This is a genomic window from Mesorhizobium sp. M1D.F.Ca.ET.043.01.1.1, from assembly GCF_003952385.1.
Taxonomy (GTDB): domain Bacteria; phylum Pseudomonadota; class Alphaproteobacteria; order Rhizobiales; family Rhizobiaceae; genus Mesorhizobium.
In genome coordinates, this window is the sequence record NZ_CP034444.1 from 6,087,272 (window position 1) to 6,106,475 (window position 19,204).

The 19,204-nt window shown below is 64.2% G+C and carries 18 protein-coding genes and 1 riboswitch; of the genes, 15 read left to right on the forward strand and 3 right to left on the reverse strand.

Translation table 11 applies throughout. From position 1 onward, the window contains the following. Positions 1 to 2: 2 nt before the first annotated feature. The 3 genes from cobW to EJ067_RS29155 form a co-directional block, all read right to left on the reverse strand. Positions 3 to 1,040 (reverse strand): cobalamin biosynthesis protein CobW, encoded by a 1,038-nt coding sequence (gene cobW, locus EJ067_RS29145; protein ID WP_126088595.1) that lies wholly within the window; start codon positions 1,038 to 1,040, stop codon positions 3 to 5. A gap of 2 nt (positions 1,041 to 1,042) precedes the next feature. Continuing rightward, positions 1,043 to 1,468 carry a DUF1636 family protein gene (locus EJ067_RS29150; RefSeq protein WP_126088596.1) on the reverse strand — a complete coding sequence of 142 codons (426 nt, stop codon included), beginning with the start codon at positions 1,466 to 1,468 and terminating at the stop codon, positions 1,043 to 1,045. 39 nt (positions 1,469 to 1,507) lie between these two features. Then, positions 1,508 to 1,714: riboswitch (cobalamin riboswitch) on the reverse strand. A 29-nt stretch (positions 1,715 to 1,743) separates the two neighbouring features. After that, positions 1,744 to 2,946 carry a winged helix-turn-helix domain-containing protein gene (locus EJ067_RS29155; RefSeq protein ID WP_126088597.1) on the reverse strand — a complete coding sequence of 401 codons (1,203 nt, stop codon included), beginning with the start codon at positions 2,944 to 2,946 and terminating at the stop codon, positions 1,744 to 1,746. Positions 2,947 to 3,279: 333 nt separating this feature from the next. Between EJ067_RS29155 and EJ067_RS29160 the strand changes: the two genes are divergently transcribed. The 15 genes from EJ067_RS29160 (at position 3,280) to nuoN (ending at position 19,203) form a co-directional block, all read left to right on the forward strand. Then, on the forward strand, positions 3,280 to 3,645 hold the full coding sequence (locus EJ067_RS29160) for an NADH-quinone oxidoreductase subunit A (protein WP_126088598.1): 366 nt from the start codon (positions 3,280 to 3,282) through the stop codon (positions 3,643 to 3,645). Continuing rightward, the gene (locus EJ067_RS29165) at positions 3,636 to 4,217 is read left to right on the forward strand and encodes an NADH-quinone oxidoreductase subunit B (RefSeq protein ID WP_013531090.1); all 582 of its coding nucleotides are present in this window, start codon (positions 3,636 to 3,638) and stop codon (positions 4,215 to 4,217) included. The genes EJ067_RS29160 and EJ067_RS29165 overlap by 10 nt, the downstream gene beginning before the upstream one ends. Positions 4,218 to 4,221: 4 nt before the next feature. Continuing rightward, positions 4,222 to 4,827 carry an NADH-quinone oxidoreductase subunit C gene (locus EJ067_RS29170; RefSeq protein ID WP_126088599.1) on the forward strand — a complete coding sequence of 202 codons (606 nt, stop codon included), beginning with the start codon at positions 4,222 to 4,224 and terminating at the stop codon, positions 4,825 to 4,827. 9 nt (positions 4,828 to 4,836) lie between these two features. Further along, entirely contained in the window at positions 4,837 to 6,027 is a 1,191-nt protein-coding gene (locus EJ067_RS29175) for an NADH-quinone oxidoreductase subunit D (RefSeq protein WP_126088600.1), read from the forward strand. Then, positions 6,028 to 7,329: an NADH-quinone oxidoreductase subunit E gene (locus tag EJ067_RS29180; protein WP_126088601.1), complete on the forward strand. Its 1,302-nt coding sequence runs from the start codon at positions 6,028 to 6,030 to the stop codon at positions 7,327 to 7,329. Positions 7,330 to 7,339: 10 nt separating this feature from the next. Continuing rightward, positions 7,340 to 8,644: an NADH-quinone oxidoreductase subunit NuoF gene (gene nuoF / locus EJ067_RS29185; RefSeq protein ID WP_126088602.1), complete on the forward strand. Its 1,305-nt coding sequence runs from the start codon at positions 7,340 to 7,342 to the stop codon at positions 8,642 to 8,644. A 75-nt stretch (positions 8,645 to 8,719) separates the two neighbouring features. Continuing rightward, complete coding sequence (locus EJ067_RS29190; protein ID WP_126088603.1) at positions 8,720 to 9,400, forward strand: NADH-ubiquinone dehydrogenase; 681 nt, start codon at positions 8,720 to 8,722, stop codon at positions 9,398 to 9,400. A 77-nt stretch (positions 9,401 to 9,477) separates the two neighbouring features. Then, positions 9,478 to 11,559 carry an NADH-quinone oxidoreductase subunit NuoG gene (nuoG, locus tag EJ067_RS29195; RefSeq protein ID WP_126088604.1) on the forward strand — a complete coding sequence of 694 codons (2,082 nt, stop codon included), beginning with the start codon at positions 9,478 to 9,480 and terminating at the stop codon, positions 11,557 to 11,559. A 2-nt stretch (positions 11,560 to 11,561) separates the two neighbouring features. Beyond that, positions 11,562 to 12,605, forward strand: a complete 1,044-nt coding sequence (gene nuoH / locus EJ067_RS29200; protein WP_041007647.1) for an NADH-quinone oxidoreductase subunit NuoH — start codon at positions 11,562 to 11,564, stop codon at positions 12,603 to 12,605. Continuing rightward, complete coding sequence (gene nuoI, locus EJ067_RS29205; protein WP_126088605.1) at positions 12,605 to 13,096, forward strand: NADH-quinone oxidoreductase subunit NuoI; 492 nt, start codon at positions 12,605 to 12,607, stop codon at positions 13,094 to 13,096. Before nuoH ends, nuoI begins: the two co-directional genes overlap by 1 nt. Positions 13,097 to 13,332: 236 nt before the next feature. Further along, positions 13,333 to 13,953, forward strand: a complete 621-nt coding sequence (locus EJ067_RS29210; RefSeq protein ID WP_126088606.1) for an NADH-quinone oxidoreductase subunit J — start codon at positions 13,333 to 13,335, stop codon at positions 13,951 to 13,953. Between the two features lies 1 nt (position 13,954). Beyond that, complete coding sequence (gene nuoK / locus EJ067_RS29215) at positions 13,955 to 14,263, forward strand: NADH-quinone oxidoreductase subunit NuoK (protein ID WP_066998791.1); 309 nt, start codon at positions 13,955 to 13,957, stop codon at positions 14,261 to 14,263. 11 nt (positions 14,264 to 14,274) lie between these two features. Next, positions 14,275 to 16,248: an NADH-quinone oxidoreductase subunit L gene (gene nuoL, locus EJ067_RS29220; RefSeq protein WP_126088607.1), complete on the forward strand. Its 1,974-nt coding sequence runs from the start codon at positions 14,275 to 14,277 to the stop codon at positions 16,246 to 16,248. After that, on the forward strand, positions 16,248 to 17,753 hold the full coding sequence (locus EJ067_RS29225; RefSeq protein ID WP_126088608.1) for an NADH-quinone oxidoreductase subunit M: 1,506 nt from the start codon (positions 16,248 to 16,250) through the stop codon (positions 17,751 to 17,753). The genes nuoL and EJ067_RS29225 overlap by 1 nt, the downstream gene beginning before the upstream one ends. A gap of 13 nt (positions 17,754 to 17,766) precedes the next feature. Further along, positions 17,767 to 19,203: an NADH-quinone oxidoreductase subunit NuoN gene (nuoN, locus tag EJ067_RS29230; protein WP_126088609.1), complete on the forward strand. Its 1,437-nt coding sequence runs from the start codon at positions 17,767 to 17,769 to the stop codon at positions 19,201 to 19,203. Position 19,204 lies beyond the last annotated feature (1 nt).

A 19,204-nucleotide genomic window follows, 5' to 3' on the forward strand; every position in this document is an offset into this window, starting at 1 on the left:
CCTCAGCCGGCGAGGATACGCTCGATCGCCGGGCGGTTCAGCCCCTTGAGGCCGATGACGACGAGCCGCGAGCGGCGGTCGTCCTCGGTCGTCCAGGCGCGGTCGTAATAGTGGTTGACGCGCGGGCCAACGGCCTGAAGGAGGAGCCGCATCGGCTTGCCGCCGACCTCGACGAAGCCTTTGACGCGCAGCACGTTTTCCTGCTCGGCGGCAACGGCGACGCGTTTTGCCAGCTCGTCCGGATGCGAGATCGACGGGATGTCGATGACGAAGGAGTCAAAATCGTCATGCTCGTGGTCGAGCTCGTCGTCGTGATGCGTCTTGCGGTTCTCGATGTCGTCCTCGACGGCGAGGCCGAGGCCGAGCAGCACCGACGGGTCGACCTTGCCCTGCGCCGTCGGCACGACCTTCACGGCACGCGCCACATGCTCGCCGATCACGGCGTTGGCGCGCTCCGAACCCGCCGCGTCCATCAGGTCGCTCTTCGACAGGATGATCAGGTCGGCGCAGGCGATCTGATCCTCGAACACCTCCTCGACCGGATCGTCATGGTCGAGGGTCACGTCGGCGGCGCGCTGCGCCTGAAGGGCATCCATGTCGGACGCGACGCGGCCATCGGCCAGCGCCGGACCGTCGACCACGGCGATGACGCCGTCGACGGTGACGCGGCTCTTGACGGTCGGCCATTGGAAGGCCTGCACAAGCGGCTTCGGCAGAGCGAGGCCCGAGGTCTCGATCAGGATGTGGTCGACCTTTGGCGTGCGCGACAGGATCTGGTCGAGCGCCGGCACGAAGTCATCGGCGACGGTGCAGCAGATGCAGCCATTGGCGAGCTCGACGATGTTCTCCTCAGGGCAGGTGTCGACACCGCAGCCTTTCAGGATCTCACCGTCGATGCCGACATCGCCGAACTCGTTGACGATGATCGCCAGCCGCTTGCCCTTGGCGTTTTCAATGAGGTTGCGGATCAGCGTCGTCTTGCCGGCCCCGAGGAAGCCGGTGACGACGGTGCAGGGCACGCGGGAAACGGAAGCGTTCATGGTCAGTCCTTCAGCATGTCTAGGGGAGGGATGCGGGCGACGAGGCCGCGCTTGAGGGAGTCTGGCCGGCCGCGCCAGGGGATGAGGCCGTCGGTCGATGTGGCGAAGAGTTTTGCACCGGCGACCAGGTCGGCGCCGCTGGTCGTTTCGAGGTCGCCGAAGACGTAGCTCCAGCAGCCGTCGCGCAGAAGTGCCGCGCTCAGGCGGCGCTTGCAATTGCCGAGGCATTCGACGGTGCGAATACGGATGTTCTCGTCCGCTGCGGCGCGGCGCGTGTGCTCGGCCAGCAGCGCACCGGCGCGCGGATGGGCATCGGAACCCGTTTCGTCGCGGCAGGACGAGCAGACGATGACGGTCACGCCCGCCAAGGCTTCGGGCTCGGACGGAACGTCCACGATATTAGCCGGAAAACTGCCGTTGCGATCCAAAACCAGGCTCCTTGCCCGGAAAACCCGCCGGGCGATCGGATACTTAAAGTCTCAGACGGCAGGTCTCCTGGCTCGCGGGTCATCGCCTTGACGCCGCCTTCCCGGGAATTTCCCAGTGGCTTTCGGCTGAGGCTCGTCGCTCACAGTTGCGGGGACAGCCGCGGATTTGGAATTTTTCAACCCCGCACCGCATTCCCTCTTGGCTCCTCCCTTTGCCGGGAGAAGACCGTCTGCGGCGGATTTAGGCTTAGAGCTACGCGGCTGTCAACGCGCGGCTACGACACCTGGATGTCGGCCAGCGCCGGGCCGAGATCGCCAACTGGCGTCACTTCGATGGCTTCCAGGCCGAGCCACGCCTGCATCTGCTTCAATTCATCGAAGAGTTGGGCGGCCGTCTCCGGCGGCGCGCCCAGTTCGGCGTAAGCGGCGTGGACGCGCAGCACGCTGGCCGGGCGATCGGCCCTCAAGTCGACGCGGGCGACGATGCGGTCGCCGAGCAGGAAGGGCAGCACGTAATAGCCGTACTGCCGCTTTTCGGCCGGCGTGTAGATCTCGATGCGGTAGCGGAAGCCGAACAGTTTTTCGGTCCGGGTGCGCTCGAAGACGACGGGGTCGAAGGGAGCGAGCAGGGCGCGGGCCTCGATCCGGCGCGGAATGCGCGCGTCCTTGTGGAGGTAAACGGTCTTGTCCCAGCCCTCGACCCCTACCGGCAGCAGTTCGCCCGCCTCGACCAGTTCCGCGATGCGGTCTTTCGTGTCGCCCGGCGCCAGGCGGAAATAGTCGCGCAGGTCGCCATAGGTGGCGATGCCGTGGGCGCGGGCGGAAATGCGCAGCAATTCGCGATGCGCGTCCTCGATCGACGGCACCGGCAGGTCGAGCACGGCCTGCGGCAGCACGCGTTCCGGCAGGTCGTAATAGCGTTCGAAGCCGCGCCGGTAGGCGGTGGTGATGCGTCCGGCCCAGAACAGCCATTCGAAGGCGTGCTTGGCTTCGCTCCAGCCCCACCAGCCGCCATTGCCCTTATGGCCCTCGATATCGGATGCGGCGATCGGCCCGCGCTCGGCCACTTGCCCGTAAATCTCGTCGATCATCTGCTTGCGCTCGCGGCCCCATTTGGCGAGGCCGAGATACATTTCCTCGCCGCGTTCGGCGCGCTGCATGCGCCAGCGCATCAGCGGGTAGGTCTCGACCGGTAGGAAGGAGGCCTCATGCGCCCAATATTCAAAGACAGCGCGCCTGCGGGTGAGGGCGGCATTGTCGAGCAGCGAAAGCGGGTAGGGGCCGAGGCGCGAATAGAGCGGCATGTAGTGGGCGCGCACCACCGCGCTGACGGAATCGATCTGCAGCAGCCCGGTGCGGGAGAGCACGCGGGCGAGGTGCCTGCGGTTAGGCTCGCCGCCCGGGCGAGGGTCCGTGAAGCCCTGCGCGCCGAGCGCGATGCGCCTGGCCGCGCGAAGCGAGATTTTTTCCTTCTTCAAGGTGCCTTTGCCTCGATCCGTTTACCTGACGTCCAGCCGATGATTCCAGCCATGCTAGCAGGCAAATGGCGGGAGATATGTCAGGAGAGAAAAGTGGAGTAAAAAGCGAAGGAAATCAAACAGGAGCGGATCGGACCAGTTTCTTCCGATATGGCGTCCAGGGCCGCGTTTTGAACAAGGTTTGACTTGCTTCGCCGAAACCGCTGCGCTAACCCTCGCCGCGTCGCAGCATAGGGCTCCTAAAGCGGTTCAGCGGGTTAAACTGTCACGCTTCCGCATTAGAGTCCGTTGCTGTAATCAAAGTGAACTGGCCCGCCAAAGGAAAGTCGCCGCATGGCCGCACTCCTGAGTTCGTACCTGCCCATCGTCCTCTTCATCGCCGTGGCGATGGTCGTCGGCCTAGCGCTGATCATCGCGCCGTTCCTGGTGGCTTACCGCAATCCCGACCCGGAAAAGCTTTCCGCCTATGAATGCGGCTTCAACTCGTTCGACGACGCCCGCATGAAGTTCGACATCCGCTTCTACCTGGTGTCGATCCTGTTCATCATCTTCGATCTCGAGGTCGCCTTCCTGTTCCCATGGGCGGTCTCCTTCTCCAAGCTCGGCATGCTCGGCTTCTGGTCGATGATGGTGTTCCTGGCGGTGCTGACCATCGGCTTTGCCTATGAATGGAAAAAAGGAGCGCTGGAATGGGATTGAACGACAGTTCAGGCACCCTCGTCGCGCCGAAGCCCAAGGGTATCATCGACCCCAACACCGGCAGGCCGGTGGGGGAGGACGATCCCTTCTTCCTCGAAATCAACAATGAGCTGGCCGACAAGGGTTTCCTTGTCACCTCGACCGAAGCGCTGATCACCTGGGCGCGCAGCGGCTCGCTGATGTTCATGACCTTCGGCCTCGCCTGCTGTGCGGTCGAGATGATCCACACGTCGATGCCGCGCTACGACTCGGAGCGGTTCGGCGTCGCGCCGCGCGCGTCTCCGCGCCAGTCCGACATCATGATCGTCGCCGGCACGCTGACCAACAAGATGGCGCCGGCGCTGCGCAAGGTCTACGACCAGATGCCGGAGCCGCGCTACGTCATCTCGATGGGCTCCTGCGCCAATGGCGGCGGTTACTACCACTATTCCTATTCGGTGGTGCGCGGCTGCGACCGCATCGTGCCGGTCGACATCTATGTGCCCGGCTGCCCGCCGAGCGCGGAAGCGCTGCTCTACGGCATTCTCCTTCTGCAGAAGAAGATCCGCCGCACCGGCACGATCGAACGGTGAGCCGATGACCCAGGCGTTGAACGAACTCTCCACCTATCTCGGCGAGAAGCTCTCCGGCCGCATCGGCGAAGCCGTGCTTGCCTATGGCGAGCTGAGCGTTTCCGTCGAGCCGGGCAACCTGATCGAAGTGGCGACCTTCCTGCGTGACGACCCGCGCTGCCAGTTCATCTCGATCATCGACGTCTGCGGCGCCGACTATCCGTCGCGGGCCAGGCGCTTCGACGTCGTCTATCATCTCCTGTCGCCGAAGCAGAATGTCCGCATCCGCCTCAAGGTTCAGGCCGACGAGGAGACGCTGGTGCCGTCGCTGACATCGGTCTATCCCGGCGCCGACTGGTTCGAGCGCGAGACCTACGACCTTTATGGCGTGCTGTTCTCCGACCATCCGGACCTGCGCCGCATCCTCACCGACTACGGCTTCGAGGGGCACCCGCTGCGCAAGGATTTTCCGCTGACCGGCTTTGTCGAGGTGCGCTACGACGACGAGGCCAAGCGGGTCATCTACGAGCCGGTCGAGCTCAAGCAGGAATTCCGCAACTTCGACTTTTTGAGCCCATGGGAAGGGACGGACTACGTCCTGCCCGGGGACGAAAAAGCCAAGACGAATTGAGGCGCCAGAATGGCTGAAACCTCCGTCCGCAATTTTAACATTAACTTTGGACCTCAACATCCTGCAGCGCACGGTGTTTTGAGGTTGGTTCTTGAACTCGACGGCGAGGTGGTCGACCGCGTCGACCCGCATATCGGCCTTCTGCATCGCGGCACCGAGAAGCTGATTGAGGCCAAGACCTACCTGCAGGCGGTGCCTTATCTCGACCGGCTCGACTATTGCGCGCCGATGAACCAGGAGCATGCCTTCGCGCTCGCCGCGGAGCGGCTGCTCGGCATCGAGGTGCCGAAGCGCGGCCAACTGATCCGCGTGCTCTATTCCGAGATGGGCCGCATCATGTCGCACATCCTCAATGTGACGACGCAGGCGATGGATGTCGGCGCGCTGACGCCGCCGCTGTGGGGCTTCGTCGAGCGCGAGAAGCTGATGGTGTTCTACGAGCGCGCCTCCGGCTCGCGCATGCATGCGGCCTATTTCCGGCCCGGCGGCGTGCATCAGGATCTGCCGCAGAAGCTGATCGAGGACATCGGCAAGTGGATCGACCCGTTCCTGAAGTCGATCGACGATCTCGACGCGCTGCTCACGCCCAACCGCATCTTCAAGCAGCGCAATGTCGACATCGGCACGGTGTCGCTGGCCGACGCCTGGGCCTGGGGCTTTTCGGGCGTGATGGTGCGCGGCTCGGGCGCCGCCTGGGACCTGCGCAAGGCGCAGCCCTATGAATGCTATTCCGAGATGGATTTCGACATCCCGATCGGCAAGAACGGCGACTGCTACGACCGTTACCTCGTGCGCATGGAAGAGATGCGCCAGTCGGCCAGGATCATGCGCCAGTGCGTCGACCTGCTGCTCGGCAAGGAAAGCAGCGGGCCGGTGTCGAACCTCGACGGCAAGGTGGTGCCGCCGAAGCGCGCGGCGATGAAGCGCTCGATGGAGGCGCTGATCCATCACTTCAAGCTCTACACCGAGGGCTATCGCGTGCCGGCCGGCGAGGTCTATGCGGCGGTCGAGGCGCCCAAGGGCGAATTCGGCGTCTATCTCGTCTCCGACGGCACCAACAAGCCTTATCGCTGCAAGCTGCGCGCGCCAGGCTTCGCGCATCTGCAGGCCATGGATTTCCTGTGCCGCGGCCACATGCTGGCCGACGTCACCGCCGTGCTTGGCTCCCTCGACATCGTGTTTGGTGAGGTCGATCGCTAAATGTCAGTCCGTCGTCTCGCAGATGCCAGCGTCCAGCCAGCCTCCTTCGCCTTCAACAAGGCGAACGCGGCGGCGGCCCAGCAGTGGATCGCCAAATATCCGAAGGGGCGCGAGCAGTCGGCCATCATCCCGCTGCTGATGATTGCCCAAGAGCAGGAAGGCTGGGTGACGAAGGCGGCGATCGAGACGATCTCCGACATGCTCGGCATGCCGCGCATCCGCGGGCTCGAGGTCGCGACCTTCTACACGCAGTACCAGCTCAACCCGGTCGGCACGCGCGCCCATATCCAGGTCTGCGGCACCACGCCCTGCATGCTGCGCGGCTCGGAAGCGCTGATGGATGTCTGCCGCTCGAAGATCCACCACGACCAGTTCCACACCAATGAAAAAGGCACGCTGTCATGGGAGGAGGTCGAATGCCTCGGCGCCTGCGTCAACGCGCCGATGGTGATGATCTTCAAGGACACTTTTGAGGACCTGACACCGGAGCGCCTGGCCGAGATCATCGATCTCTACGAGGCCGGCAAGGGCGCCACGGTGAAGCCCGGCCCGCAGAACGGCCGCACCGGCTCGGAGCCGGCGACGGGGCTGACGACGCTGAAGAGCGAGAAGGCGATCCTGAAATCCACCCGCGAGAAGGAAGCCAAGGCAGCCGCGAAGGCAGCCAAGCAAGCCGCTGCGGCAGCGCCGGCTGCTGCATCGGCCGCCGTCGTCTCGCAGGCGCCTGCCGCGCCCTCGGCCCCGGTCGGGCCATCGAAGTCCGGCAAGCCGAAAACCGACGCACCCGAAACCAGCCCGGCGCTGACGACGCCGTCGCCGGTCAAGGTTTCGCCGGCCACCGAGAAGGCGGCCAGCGTCAGGGCGCCGCGTCACTCCGCCGCCAACGCCAACCAGGCTTCTCCGGAAGTCGAAGGGGTTTCGAAGTCGCGCAGCGGGCCGATAACCAAGGCCGAGCCGGCCTCCGCCTTCAAGTCGCCCGAAACCAAGCAGCCAGCCACCAAGACGGCCAAGCCGTCGCTCGAGGACAAGAACCGTCCGGCCGGCATCGAGCGTCCGGCGACGGTCGACGATCTGAAGCTGATCTCCGGCGTCGGCCCGAAGATCGAAGGCACCTTGAATTCGCTCGGCATCTTCACCTTCGCCCAGGTTGCCGCCTGGAAGAAGGCCGAGCGCGAATGGGTCGACGGCTATCTCAATTTCCGCGGCCGCATCGAACGCGACGACTGGGTGAAGCAGGCCAAGGCGCTCGCCAAGGGCGGCGTCGCCGAATACATCCGCGTCTTCGGCAAGAAGCCGGTCTGAGGGACGAGAAATGCTTCAGGACAAAGACCGCATCTTCACCAACATCTACGGCCTGTTCGACAAGTCGTTGGCCGGAGCGCAGGCGCGGGGCATCTGGGACGATACGCCGGGCCTGATTGCCAAGGGGCGCGACTGGATCGTCAACGAGATGAAGGCAAGCGGCCTGCGCGGCCGCGGCGGCGCCGGATTCCCGACCGGGCTCAAATGGTCGTTCATGCCCAAGCAGAGCGACGGGCGCCCGAGCTACCTGGTCATCAATGCCGACGAATCCGAGCCCGGCACCTGCAAGGACCGCGACATCCTGCGCAACGACCCGCACACGCTGGTCGAGGGCGCGCTGGTCGCCGGCTTCGCCATGGGCGCGATCGCCGCCTACATCTATGTGCGCGGCGAGTTCATCCGCGAGCGCGAGGCGCTGCAGCGCGCGATCGACGAGGCCTATGCGGCGAAGCTGATCGGCAAGAACAACACGTCCGGCTACGACTTCGACGTCTACATGCACCATGGCGCCGGGGCCTATATATGCGGCGAGGAGACGGCGCTGCTCGAAAGCCTCGAAGGCAAGAAGGGCCAGCCGCGGCTGAAGCCGCCGTTCCCGGCCAATGTCGGCCTCTACGGCTGCCCGACGACGGTCAACAACGTCGAATCGATCGCCGTGGCGCCGACCATCCTGCGCCGCGGCGCTGCCTGGTTCTCGTCCTTCGGCCGGCCGAACAATGCCGGCACCAAGCTGTTCTGCGTCTCCGGCCACGTCAACAATCCGTGCACCTTCGAAGAGGCGATGTCGATCCCGTTCCGCGAGCTGATCGAGACCCATTGCGGCGGCATCCGCGGCGGCTGGGACAATCTGCTCGCGGTCATCCCGGGCGGCGCCTCGGTGCCGCTGGTGCCGGCCGAGCAGATCATCGACGCGCCGATGGATTTCGACGCGCTGCGAGACCTCAAATCCGGCCTCGGCACAGCGGCTGTCATCGTCATGGACAAGTCGACCGATATCGTGAAGGCGATCGCCAGGCTGTCCTACTTCTACAAGCATGAGAGCTGCGGCCAGTGCACGCCGTGCCGCGAAGGCACCGGCTGGATGTGGCGGGTGATGGAGCGCCTGGTGCGCGGCGAGGCGCAGAAGCGCGAAATCGACATGCTGCTCGATGTGACCAAGCAGGTCGAGGGCCACACGATCTGCGCGCTGGGCGACGCGGCGGCCTGGCCGATCCAAGGCCTGATGCGGCACTTCCGCGGCGAGGTCGAACGCCGCATCGATGAGTTTTCGCGCAACGCGCATCGGGTCGAGCCGGTGATGGTGGCGGCGGAATAATATTTGAGAAGACGGGCAATTGCCCGGGACGGAACAGCAGGGGCGGGCGTACGAGGAAACGACCAGGAGATGTCTATGGCGACATATTCGATAGCCTACCCGCTGATGCCCTATTTGGACGAACTCGAGAAGATGAACCAGGACCTGACCAAGATGATGCCGAGGGAGATGGCCAGCGCCGTCAACCTCATGGCGCATCCCGTCGCGGGCGCGGCGGCGATGTCGGCGCTCGGCATGGGTCTTGCCAATCATGCGCTTGGTGTCTGGATGGGCGCGCTCTCGGGCGCCATCGAAGCCTCGCAGCGCATGTTCCAGCCGTTTCTTGACGATCTCGAGGCGCGGACCGAAGCCGCCAGCAATTCGTCCAAGGCGCGCAAGGCGACCGAGACAATTATCGCCGAGGCGCAGACCTTCGCCAGGGATGTCACCGACATCGCGGCGAACGCCACCGAGAAGGCGCTCGATGCCACAGGCGCCGACACGGTTGCCGGGACGGCAACGACTGGGCTGATGCCGGAGGATTTCAGGCAGCCCAAGGCGATCGACAGGCCGGCGACGCCTTCGGACCTGAAGGCGATCTCGGGCATCGGGCCGAAGCTGGAGAAAGTGCTGAACGGCCTCGGCATCTGGACCTATGGCCAGATCGCCGCCTGGACGTCGCCAGAGATCGCCTGGGTCGAGGACTACCTGTCGCTCGCCGGCCGCATCGGCCGCGACGACTGGGCCGTCCAAGCGGCGGCGCTGGCCGCGAAATAGTGAGATGAAATGCCGGGTGCAGCGCCAGTCGCGCCCGGAAAGAGAGATTGCGGGAAATCCGCGAGGGTTTGAGGCGAATGGCAAAGCTTAAGGTCGACGGGAAAGAGATCACGGTACCCGACCATTACACGCTGCTGCAGGCGGCCGAGGACGCCGGCGCGGAAGTGCCGCGCTTCTGCTTCCATGAACGGCTGTCCATCGCCGGGAACTGCCGCATGTGCCTGATCGAGGTGAAGGGCGGCCCGCCCAAGCCGCAGGCTTCCTGCGCCATGGGCGTGCGCGACCTGCGCCCCGGCCCGAACGGCGAGCCGCCGGAGATCTTCACCAACACGCCGATGGTCAAGAAGGCCCGTGAAGGCGTGATGGAGTTCCTGCTGATCAACCATCCGCTCGATTGCCCGATCTGCGACCAGGGCGGCGAGTGCGACCTGCAGGACCAGGCGATGGCCTTCGGCGTCGATTCCTCGCGCTATCACGAGAACAAGCGCGCGGTCGAAGACAAGTATATCGGCCCGCTGGTGAAGACGGTGATGAACCGCTGCATCCATTGCACGCGCTGCGTCCGCTTCACCACCGAGGTTGCCGGCATTTCCGAGCTCGGCCTGATCGGCCGCGGCGAAGACGCCGAGATCACAACCTATCTCGAACAGGCGATGACCTCGGAGCTGCAGGGCAATGTCATCGACCTCTGCCCGGTCGGCGCGCTGACCTCCAAGCCGTTCGCCTTCCAGGCAAGGCCCTGGGAGCTGACCAAGACGGAATCGATCGACGTCATGGATGCCGTCGGCTCGGCGATCCGCGTCGATTCGAGAGGCCGCGAAGTGATGCGCATCCTGCCGCGCGTCAATGAAGCGGTGAACGAGGAGTGGATCTCCGACAAGACCCGCTTCATCTGGGACGGCCTGCGCACGCAGCGCCTCGATCGCCCCTATGTGCGCAAGAACGGCAAGCTCGTTCCGGCCAGCTGGGCGGAAGCCTTCGCCGCGATCAAGGACGAGGTGGGCAAGACCGCGCCCGAGCGTATCGGCGCCATCGCCGGCGACCTCGCCGCGGTCGAGGAAATCTACGCGCTCAAGCTTCTGATGGCAGCGCTCGGCTCGAAGAACATCGACTGCCGCCAGGACGGCGCCGTGCTCGATCCGTCGCTCGGGCGCGCCAGCTACATCTTCAATCCGACCATCGAAGGCATCGAGCAGGCCGACGCGGTGCTCATCATCGGCGCCAATCCGCGCTTCGAGGCCTCGGTGCTCAACGCCCGCATCCGCAAGCGCTGGCGCGTCGGCAACCTGCCGGTCGGCGTCATCGGCGAGATCGGCGACACGCGTTATGACTATGAGCTCATCGGCGCCGGTCCGGAATCGCTGAAGGATCTGGCTGAGGGCAACGGCACGTTCTTCGAGGTGCTGAAGAAGGCGACGCATCCGCTGATCATCGTCGGCCAGGGCGCGCTGGCGCGCGCCGACGGGGCGGCGGTGCTCGGCCAGGCGGCCAGGCTCGCGGCAGCCGTCGATGCCGTGACGGCCGACTGGAACGGCTTTGCCGTGCTTCACAATGCTGCAGCCAGAGTCGGCGGCCTCGATGTCGGCTTCGTGCCGGGCGAGGGCGGCAAGAATGTCGCCGGCATGCTTGGCGAGACGGATCTCCTGTTCCTGCTCGGCGCCGACGAGATCGACATGGCCAGGACCGGCGGCGCCTTCGCCGTCTATATCGGCACGCATGGCGATGCCGGCGCGCACCGCGCCAACGTCATCCTGCCTGCCGCGGCCTACACCGAAAAGTCCGGTACCTATGTCAACACCGAGGGTCGCGTGCAGCAGACCAACCGCGCCGGCTTCGCGCCAGGCGAGGCGCGTGAGGACTGGGCGATCCTGCGGGCGCTTTCGGATGTGCTCGGCAAGAAGCTGCCGTTCGACAGCCTGGCGCAGCTGCGCGCCAAGCTCTATGGCGAATATCCGCATCTCGCCCGCATCGACCAGGTCCTGGCCGGCAGCGCGGACGATGTCGCCAGGGCGGCGAAGCTCGGCGGGCGGCTGAACAAGGGCGCCTTCACCTCGCCGGTGAAGGACTTCTATCTGACCAACCCGATCGCGCGGGCCTCGGCCGTGATGGCTGAATGCTCGGCGCTGGCCAAAAGCGGCTTCAAGCAGGCGGCGGAATAAGCATGGACACCTTCTTCTCCTTCTACGTGCTGCCGGCGCTGCTGATCCTTCTGAAGTCGGTCGTGCTGATCGTCGTGCTGCTGATCGGCGTTGCTTACCTGCTCTATGCCGACCGCAAGATCTGGGCAGCCGTGCAACTGCGCCGCGGCCCGAACGTCGTCGGCCCCTGGGGCACGCTGCAGGCTTTCGCCGACCTTTTGAAATTCGTCTTCAAGGAGCCGGTGATCCCGTCCGGCGCCAACAAGGGCGTCTTCCTGCTGGCGCCGCTGGTGTCGGCGGTGCTGGCGATTTCGGCCTGGGCGGTCATTCCGGTAAATGAGGGCTGGGCGATCGCCAACATCAATGTCGGCATCCTCTATGTCTTCGCCATCTCCTCGCTCGAGGTCTATGGCGTGATCATGGGCGGCTGGGCATCGAACTCGAAATATCCGTTCCTCGGCGCATTGCGCTCGGCCGCGCAGATGGTGTCCTACGAAGTCTCGATCGGCTTCGTCATCGTTACGGTGCTGCTTTGCGTCGGCTCGCTCAACCTCTCCGACATAGTCATGTCGCAGCAGGACGGCCTGGGCACCAAGCTCGGCCTGCCCAACACCTTCCTCGACTGGCACTGGCTGTCGCTGCTGCCGATGTTCGTGGTGTTCTTCATCTCGGCGCTGGCCGAGACGAACCGTCCGCCATTCGACCTGGTCGAGGCGGAGTCCGAACTCGTCGCCGGCCACATGGTCGAGTATTCCTCGACGCCATTCCTGCTGTTCTTCCTTGGCGAATATGTCGCCGTCGTGCTGATGTGCGCTTTAGCCACCATCCTGTTCCTCGGCGGCTGGCTGCCGCCGTTCGACTTCGCGCCCTTCACCTGGGTGCCGGGGGTGATCTGGTTCGTGCTCAAGATCTGCCTGATGTTCTTCATGTTCTCGATGGTGAAGGCCTTCGTGCCGCGCTACCGCTACGACCAGCTGATGCGGCTGGGCTGGAAGGTCTTCCTGCCGATCTCGCTGTTCATGGTCGTCGCCACCGCGGCCTTCCTCAAGATCACGGGGTTTGCGTGATGTCCGCTCTTGGCCAAGCTGCAAAGGCGCTGCTGCTGAAAGATTTCGTCAGCGCCTTCTTCCTGTCGATGCGCCAGTTCGTGGCGCCGAAGGAGACGATCAACTATCCGCACGAGAAGGGGCCGATCAGCCCGCGCTTCCGTGGCGAGCATGCGCTGCGCCGCTACCCCAATGGCGAAGAGCGCTGCATCGCCTGCAAGCTCTGCGAAGCGATCTGCCCGGCGCAGGCGATCACCATCGAGGCCGGCCCGCGCCGCAACGACGGCACGCGCCGCACCGTGCGCTACGACATCGACATGGTGAAATGCATCTATTGCGGCTTCTGTCAGGAAGCCTGCCCGGTCGACGCCATTGTCGAGGGGCCGAATTTCGAATTCGCGACCGAGACGCGCGAGGAGCTTTACTACAACAAGGAAAAGCTGCTCGCGAACGGCGATCGCTGGGAGCGGGAACTGGCGCGCAACATCGCGCTGGACGCGCCCTATCGCTGACATTTGACGCATGGACGGGGCGAGGGACCTCGTCCAGAGGATGATCCCGAAAAGTTGCAGACTTTTCGGACAAGAGCATCCTCCGGAATGAAAGAGTGTCGCATGTTTCTTTCGATCGGGTCTTTCAACCCGATCGAAACATGCGATAGGAAACGCAACTTTTGCCAGCCGGAGGCGGCGGCGGACATCGAGCAAGGCGCCGAGTGCCGTGTTCGGACAGGAACCCGGGGGAACCCATGCTGAGTGGACTAGAGGCGGCCTTTTTCTACCTCTTCGCCTTTATCGCCGTGGCGTCGGCCTTCATGGTCATTTCGTCGCGCAACCCCGTGCATTCCGTGCTGTTTCTGATCCTCACCTTCTTCAACGCTGCCGGCCTCTTCATGCTGACCGGCGCCGAGTTCCTGGCGATGATCCTGCTCGTCGTCTATGTCGGCGCGGTGATGGTGCTGTTCCTGTTCGTCGTCATGATGCTCGACGTCGACTTCGCCGAGATGAAGCAGGGCGCGCTGCAATACGCGCCGATCGGCGCGCTGGTCGGGCTGATCCTGGCGGCGGAACTGATCGTCGTGCTCGGCGGCTACAGCTTCGCGCCGCAGCTGGCCTCCACGGTGGCCAAGCAGACGCCGGATCTCGCCGCGCGCTCCAACACGGCCGCGCTCGGCGACATCCTCTACACGGACTACCTCTATTACTTCCAGATCGCCGGCCTCGTGCTCCTGGTCGCCATGATCGGCGCCATCGTGTTGACGCTGCGCCACAAGGAAGGCGTCAAGCGGCAGTCTATCGCCGCCCAGGTCGGCCGCACGCCGGCGACGGGCATGGAAATCCGCAAGGTCAAGTCGGGCGAGGGTATCTGAGATGGTCGTCGGCATCGCGCATTACCTGACCGTATCGGCGATCCTGTTCACGCTCGGCGTGTTCGGCATCTTTTTGAACCGACGCAACATCATCGTCATCCTGATGTCGATCGAACTGATCCTGCTCGCGGTCAACATCAACTTCGTCGCCTTCTCGGCGGCGCTGCATGACCTCGTCGGACAGGTCTTCGCCCTGTTTGTGCTGACGGTCGCCGCGGCCGAGGCCGCGATCGGACTTGCCATTCTTGTCGTCTTCTTCCGCAACCGCGGCTCGATCGCGGTCGAAGACGTGAACCAGATGAAGGGTTGACGGGAACAACCATGTACCAGGCCATCGTCTTCCTTCCGCTGCTCGGCTTCCTGATTGTCGGCCTGTTCGGCAATTCGCTCGGCGCAAAGGCATCCGAATACATCACCTCCGGCTTCCTGGTGATCTCGGGAGTGCTGTCGTGGATCGCCTTCTTCACCGTCGGCTTCGGCCACGGCGAGGTGTTCACCGTGCCGGTGCTGCGCTGGATCCAGGCCGGCGGGCTCGATGCCGCCTGGGCGCTGAGGATCGACACGCTCACGGTCGTGATGCTGGTCGTCGTCAACACCGTGTCGGCGCTGGTCCATATCTATTCGATCGGCTACATGCACCACGATCCGGACCGGCCGCGCTTCTTCGCCTATCTGTCGCTGTTCACCTTCGCGATGTTGATGCTGGTGACGGCGGATAATCTGGTGCAGATGTTCTTCGGCTGGGAAGGCGTCGGCCTCGCCTCCTACCTGCTGATCGGCTTCTGGTACAAGAAGCCCTCCGCCAACGCCGCCGCCATCAAAGCCTTCGTCGTCAACCGCGTTGGCGACTTCGGCTTCGCGCTCGGCATCTTCGGCGTCTTCGTGCTGTTCGGCTCGGTCAATCTCGGCACCGTCTTTGCCAACGCCGCGTCCTTCCTTCCGGCCGAAGGCGCGCCGGAGGGCGCCGCCGTACTCACCTTCCTCGGCAATGCGCTCGACAAGCACACGGCGCTGACGGTGGTCTGCCTGCTGCTCTTCATGGGCGCCATGGGCAAGTCGGCGCAGGTGCCGCTGCACACCTGGCTGCCCGACGCCATGGAGGGCCCGACGCCCGTCTCTGCGCTGATCCATGCCGCCACCATGGTGACGGCCGGCGTGTTCATGCTGGCGAGGCTTTCGCCGCTGTTCGAGCTGTCGCATTCGGCGCTCACCGTCGTAGTCTTCATCGGCGCCTTCACCGCCTTCTTCGCGGCGACCGTCGGTCTGGTCCAGAACGACATCAAACGCGTCATCGCCTATTCGACCTGCTCGCAACTCGGTTACATGTTCGTGGCGCTCGGCGTCGGCGCCTATGGCGCGGCGATCTTCCACCTGTTCACGCACGCCTTCTTCAAGGCGCTGCTCTTCCTCGGCTCGGGTTCGGTCATCCACGCCGTCTCCGACGAGCAGGACATGCGCAATATGGGCGGCTTGAGGACGCTTATCCCCAAGACCTACTGGATGATGGTGATCGGCACGCTGGCGCTGACCGGCGTCGGCATCCCGGCGACGGTGATCGGTACCGCCGGCTTCTTCTCCAAGGACGCCATCATCGAAGCATCCTTCGCCAGCCACAATGCGGTCGCGGGCTTCGCCTTCATCCTGCTGGTGATCGCCGCCGGCTTCACCAGCTTCTACTCCTGGCGGCTGATCTTCATGACCTTCCACGGCGAGCCGCGCGCCAGCCACGAGGTCATGCATCACGTGCATGAATCGCCGCCGGTGATGCTGGTGCCGCTCTATGTGCTGGCCGCCGGCGCTTTGTTTGCCGGCATCGCCTTCCACGGCGCTTTCATCGGCGAAGGCTATGGCGAGTTCTGGAAGGCATCGCTGTTCACGCTGCCGGAGAACCACATCCTGCACGAGATCCACGAATTGCCGCTGTGGGTGGAACTGGCGCCGTTCATCGCCATGGTCATCGGCTTCGCGGTTGCCTGGAAGTTCTACATCCGCTCGCCGGAGCTGCCGCGGAGCGTCGCTGCCAACCATCGCCTGCTCTACGGCTTCCTGCTCAACAAGTGGTACTTCGACGAACTCTACGACTTCCTGTTCGTGCGCCCGGCGAAGCGCCTTGGCCGGTTCCTGTGGAAGACCGGTGACGGCGCCATCATCGACGGGCTCGGCCCCGACGGCATCTCGGCGCGCGTCGTCGACGTCACCAACCGGGTCGTCAAGCTGCAGACCGGCTATCTCTACCACTATGCCTTCGCCATGCTGATCGGCGTGGCCGCTCTCGTCACCTGGATGATGCTCTGATGACCGACTGGCCAATCCTCTCGCTGGTCACCTTCCTGCCGCTGGTTGGTGTTCTGCTCATTCTGCCGATCAGCGACAACAGCGAAAACGCGCGCCGCAACATCCGCTCGATCGCCTTCATCACGACGGCGTTCACCTTCGTGGTGTCGCTGTTCATCTGGAAGGGCTTCGACAATTCGCAGGCCGGCTTCCAGTTCGTCGAGAAGCACGCCTGGCTGGATTCAGGCATCTCCTACCATATGGGCGTCGACGGCATCTCGATGCTGTTCGTGATCCTGACCACCTTCCTGATGCCGCTCAGCATCCTCGCCTCATGGGAGGCGATCGAGAAGCGGGTCAAGGCTTACATGATCGCCTTCCTGATCCTCGAGACGCTGATGATCGGCGTGTTCTGCGCGCTCGACATCGTGCTCTTCTATGTCTTCTTCGAGGGCGGCCTGATCCCGATGTTCATCATCATCGGCGTCTGGGGCGGCAAGCGGCGCGTCTATGCATCGTTCAAGTTCTTCCTCTATACGCTCGCCGGCTCGGTGCTGATGCTGCTCGCCATCATGGCGATGTTCTTCCAGTCAGGCACGACCGACATCACCACGCTGCTGACGCACAACTTCCCGGCCAACATGCAGACCTGGCTGTGGCTCGCCTTCTTCGCCTCCTTCGCGGTGAAGATGCCGATGTGGCCGGTGCACACCTGGCTGCCGGACGCGCATGTCGAGGCGCCGACCGCCGGCTCGGTCATCCTGGCCGCCATCCTCCTGAAGATGGGTGGATACGGCTTCCTGCGCTTCTCGCTGCCGATGTTTCCGCTGGCGTCGGAGACATTCGCGCCGCTGATCTTCACGCTGTCCGTCGTCGCCATCATCTACACCTCGCTGGTGGCGCTGATGCAGGAGGACATGAAGAAGCTGATCGCCTATTCGTCGGTCGCCCATATGGGCTTCGTCACCATGGGCATCTTCGCGATGAACCAGGAAGGCGTGCAGGGCGCGATGTTCCAGATGCTCAGCCACGGCCTCGTCTCCGGCGCGCTGTTCCTGTGCGTCGGCGTCATCTACGACCGCATGCACACACGCGAGATCGACGCCTATGGCGGCCTGGTCAACAACATGCCGAAATACGCCACCGTGTTCATGATCTTCACCATGGCCAATGTCGGCCTGCCGGGCACCAGCGGCTTCGTCGGCGAGTTCCTGACCATGCTCGGCGTTTTCCGGGTCAACACCTGGGTGGCCTTCTTCGCCGCCACCGGCGTGATCCTGTCGGCCGCTTACGCGCTCTGGCTCTACCGCCGCGTGATCTTCGGCGCACTAACGAAGGAAAGTCTGAAGAACCTGCTCGACCTGTCGCCGCGCGAGAAGGCGATCATCTACCCGCTGGTCGTGCTGGTCATCTTCTTCGGCGTCTACCCGGCGCCGGTGTTCGACGCCACGACGCAGTCGGTCAAGGCACTCGTCACCAACGTCACCGCATCCATCAATTCCGCGCAGACCGCGGCGGCGAACTGACGGGGGAAAAACCATGACGCCGGACCTTCTCTCCAGCCTTTCGCTCTCGACGCCGGAGCTGATCCTCGCCATCGGCGCGCTGGCGCTTCTGATGGTGGGCGCCTATTCGCGCTCCAACAACACGACGACGGTGACCGGCCTAGCGGTCGCGGTGCTTGTGATCGCCGGCCTGTGGCTGGCTTCCTCGGGCGGCGAGGGGGCTGCCTACGGCAGCGCCTTCGTCCAGGATTCCTTCGGCCGCTTCATGAAGATGCTGGCGCTGATCGGCTCGGCCGTGACGCTCGTCATGTCGATGCGCTTCGCCAGGCAGGAGCATTTCGACAAGTTCGAATATCCGGTGCTGATCGTGCTCTGCACGCTCGGCATGATGCTGATGATCTCGGCCAACGGCATGATCGGGCTCTATCTCGGCCTCGAGTTGCAGTCTCTGGCGATCTATGTGCTGGCGGCGATCAACCGCGACAACCTCCGCTCGACCGAGGCCGGCCTCAAATATTTCGTGCTCGGCGCGCTGTCGTCCGGCATGCTGCTCTACGGCATCAGCCTGGTCTACGGCTACACCGGCAATACCGGCTTCCACGAAATCGCGACGGCGCTCGGCAGCGGCGAGCGCCAGCTCGGCCTGGTCTTCGGCCTGGTGTTCGTGCTCGCGGGCCTTGCCTTCAAGATCTCCGCCGTGCCGTTCCACATGTGGACGCCGGACGTGTATGAAGGCGCGCCGACGCCGATCACCGCCTTCCTGGCCGCGGCGCCGAAGATGGCGGCGATGGCGCTGATCGTGCGCGTCACCATGGGCGCCTTCAAGCCGATCGCCGCCGACTGGCAGCAGATCGTCGTCTTCATCTCGATCGCCTCGATGGCGCTCGGCGCCTTTGCCGCCATCGGCCAGACCAACATCAAGCGCCTGATGGCCTATTCCTCGATCGGCCACATGGGCTACGCGCTGGTCGGCCTTGCCGCCAACAGCCAGGCCGGGGTGCGCGGCGTCGCCATCTACATGCTGATCTATCTGGTGATGACGCTCGGCACCTTCGCCTTCATCCTCGCCATGCGGCGCAAGGAGGGCAATGTCGAGCAAATCGGCGATCTCGCCGGCCTGGCTTCAACCAATCCGATGATGGCCACCATCCTCACCATCCTGATGTTCTCGCTGGCCGGCATCCCGCCGCTCGCGGGCTTCTGGGGGAAGTGGTACGTGTTCCTGGCCGCCATCAACGCGCATCTCTACGCGCTGGCGATTATCGGCGTGCTGGCTTCGGTGGTGGGCGCCTATTATTACCTGCGCATCATCAAGATCATGTGGTTCGACGAGCCTGTCGGCGGCTTCGTGCCGATGGCCAGCGAACTGCGGCTCGTTCTCGGCGTCAGCGGCGCCTTCGTGCTGTTCTACGTGCTGATCGGCGGACCGATCGGCAGCTACGCCGAAGCCGCCGCAAAGACCTTCTTCTGAC

Excerpts from the sequence above, each read along its gene's own strand:
- EJ067_RS29210 (WP_126088606.1), top strand. The coding sequence starts at position 13,333 with ATGCTGAGTGGACTAGAGGCGGCCTTTTTCTACCTCTTCGCCTTTATC.
- EJ067_RS29165 (WP_013531090.1), top strand. The coding sequence starts at position 3,636 with ATGGGATTGAACGACAGTTCAGGCACCCTCGTCGCGCCGAAGCCCAAG.
- cobW (WP_126088595.1), bottom strand. The coding sequence starts at position 1,040 with ATGAACGCTTCCGTTTCCCGCGTGCCCTGCACCGTCGTCACCGGCTTC.
- EJ067_RS29190 (WP_126088603.1), top strand. The coding sequence starts at position 8,720 with ATGGCGACATATTCGATAGCCTACCCGCTGATGCCCTATTTGGACGAA.
- EJ067_RS29225 (WP_126088608.1), top strand. The coding sequence starts at position 16,248 with ATGACCGACTGGCCAATCCTCTCGCTGGTCACCTTCCTGCCGCTGGTT.
- nuoK (WP_066998791.1), top strand. The coding sequence starts at position 13,955 with ATGGTCGTCGGCATCGCGCATTACCTGACCGTATCGGCGATCCTGTTC.
- nuoL (WP_126088607.1), top strand. The coding sequence starts at position 14,275 with ATGTACCAGGCCATCGTCTTCCTTCCGCTGCTCGGCTTCCTGATTGTC.
- EJ067_RS29175 (WP_126088600.1), top strand. The coding sequence starts at position 4,837 with ATGGCTGAAACCTCCGTCCGCAATTTTAACATTAACTTTGGACCTCAA.
- nuoH (WP_041007647.1), top strand. The coding sequence starts at position 11,562 with ATGGACACCTTCTTCTCCTTCTACGTGCTGCCGGCGCTGCTGATCCTT.
- EJ067_RS29160 (WP_126088598.1), top strand. The coding sequence starts at position 3,280 with ATGGCCGCACTCCTGAGTTCGTACCTGCCCATCGTCCTCTTCATCGCC.
- nuoN (WP_126088609.1), top strand. The coding sequence starts at position 17,767 with ATGACGCCGGACCTTCTCTCCAGCCTTTCGCTCTCGACGCCGGAGCTG.
- nuoG (WP_126088604.1), top strand. The coding sequence starts at position 9,478 with ATGGCAAAGCTTAAGGTCGACGGGAAAGAGATCACGGTACCCGACCAT.
- EJ067_RS29170 (WP_126088599.1), top strand. The coding sequence starts at position 4,222 with ATGACCCAGGCGTTGAACGAACTCTCCACCTATCTCGGCGAGAAGCTC.
- EJ067_RS29180 (WP_126088601.1), top strand. The coding sequence starts at position 6,028 with ATGTCAGTCCGTCGTCTCGCAGATGCCAGCGTCCAGCCAGCCTCCTTC.
- nuoI (WP_126088605.1), top strand. The coding sequence starts at position 12,605 with ATGTCCGCTCTTGGCCAAGCTGCAAAGGCGCTGCTGCTGAAAGATTTC.
- nuoF (WP_126088602.1), top strand. The coding sequence starts at position 7,340 with ATGCTTCAGGACAAAGACCGCATCTTCACCAACATCTACGGCCTGTTC.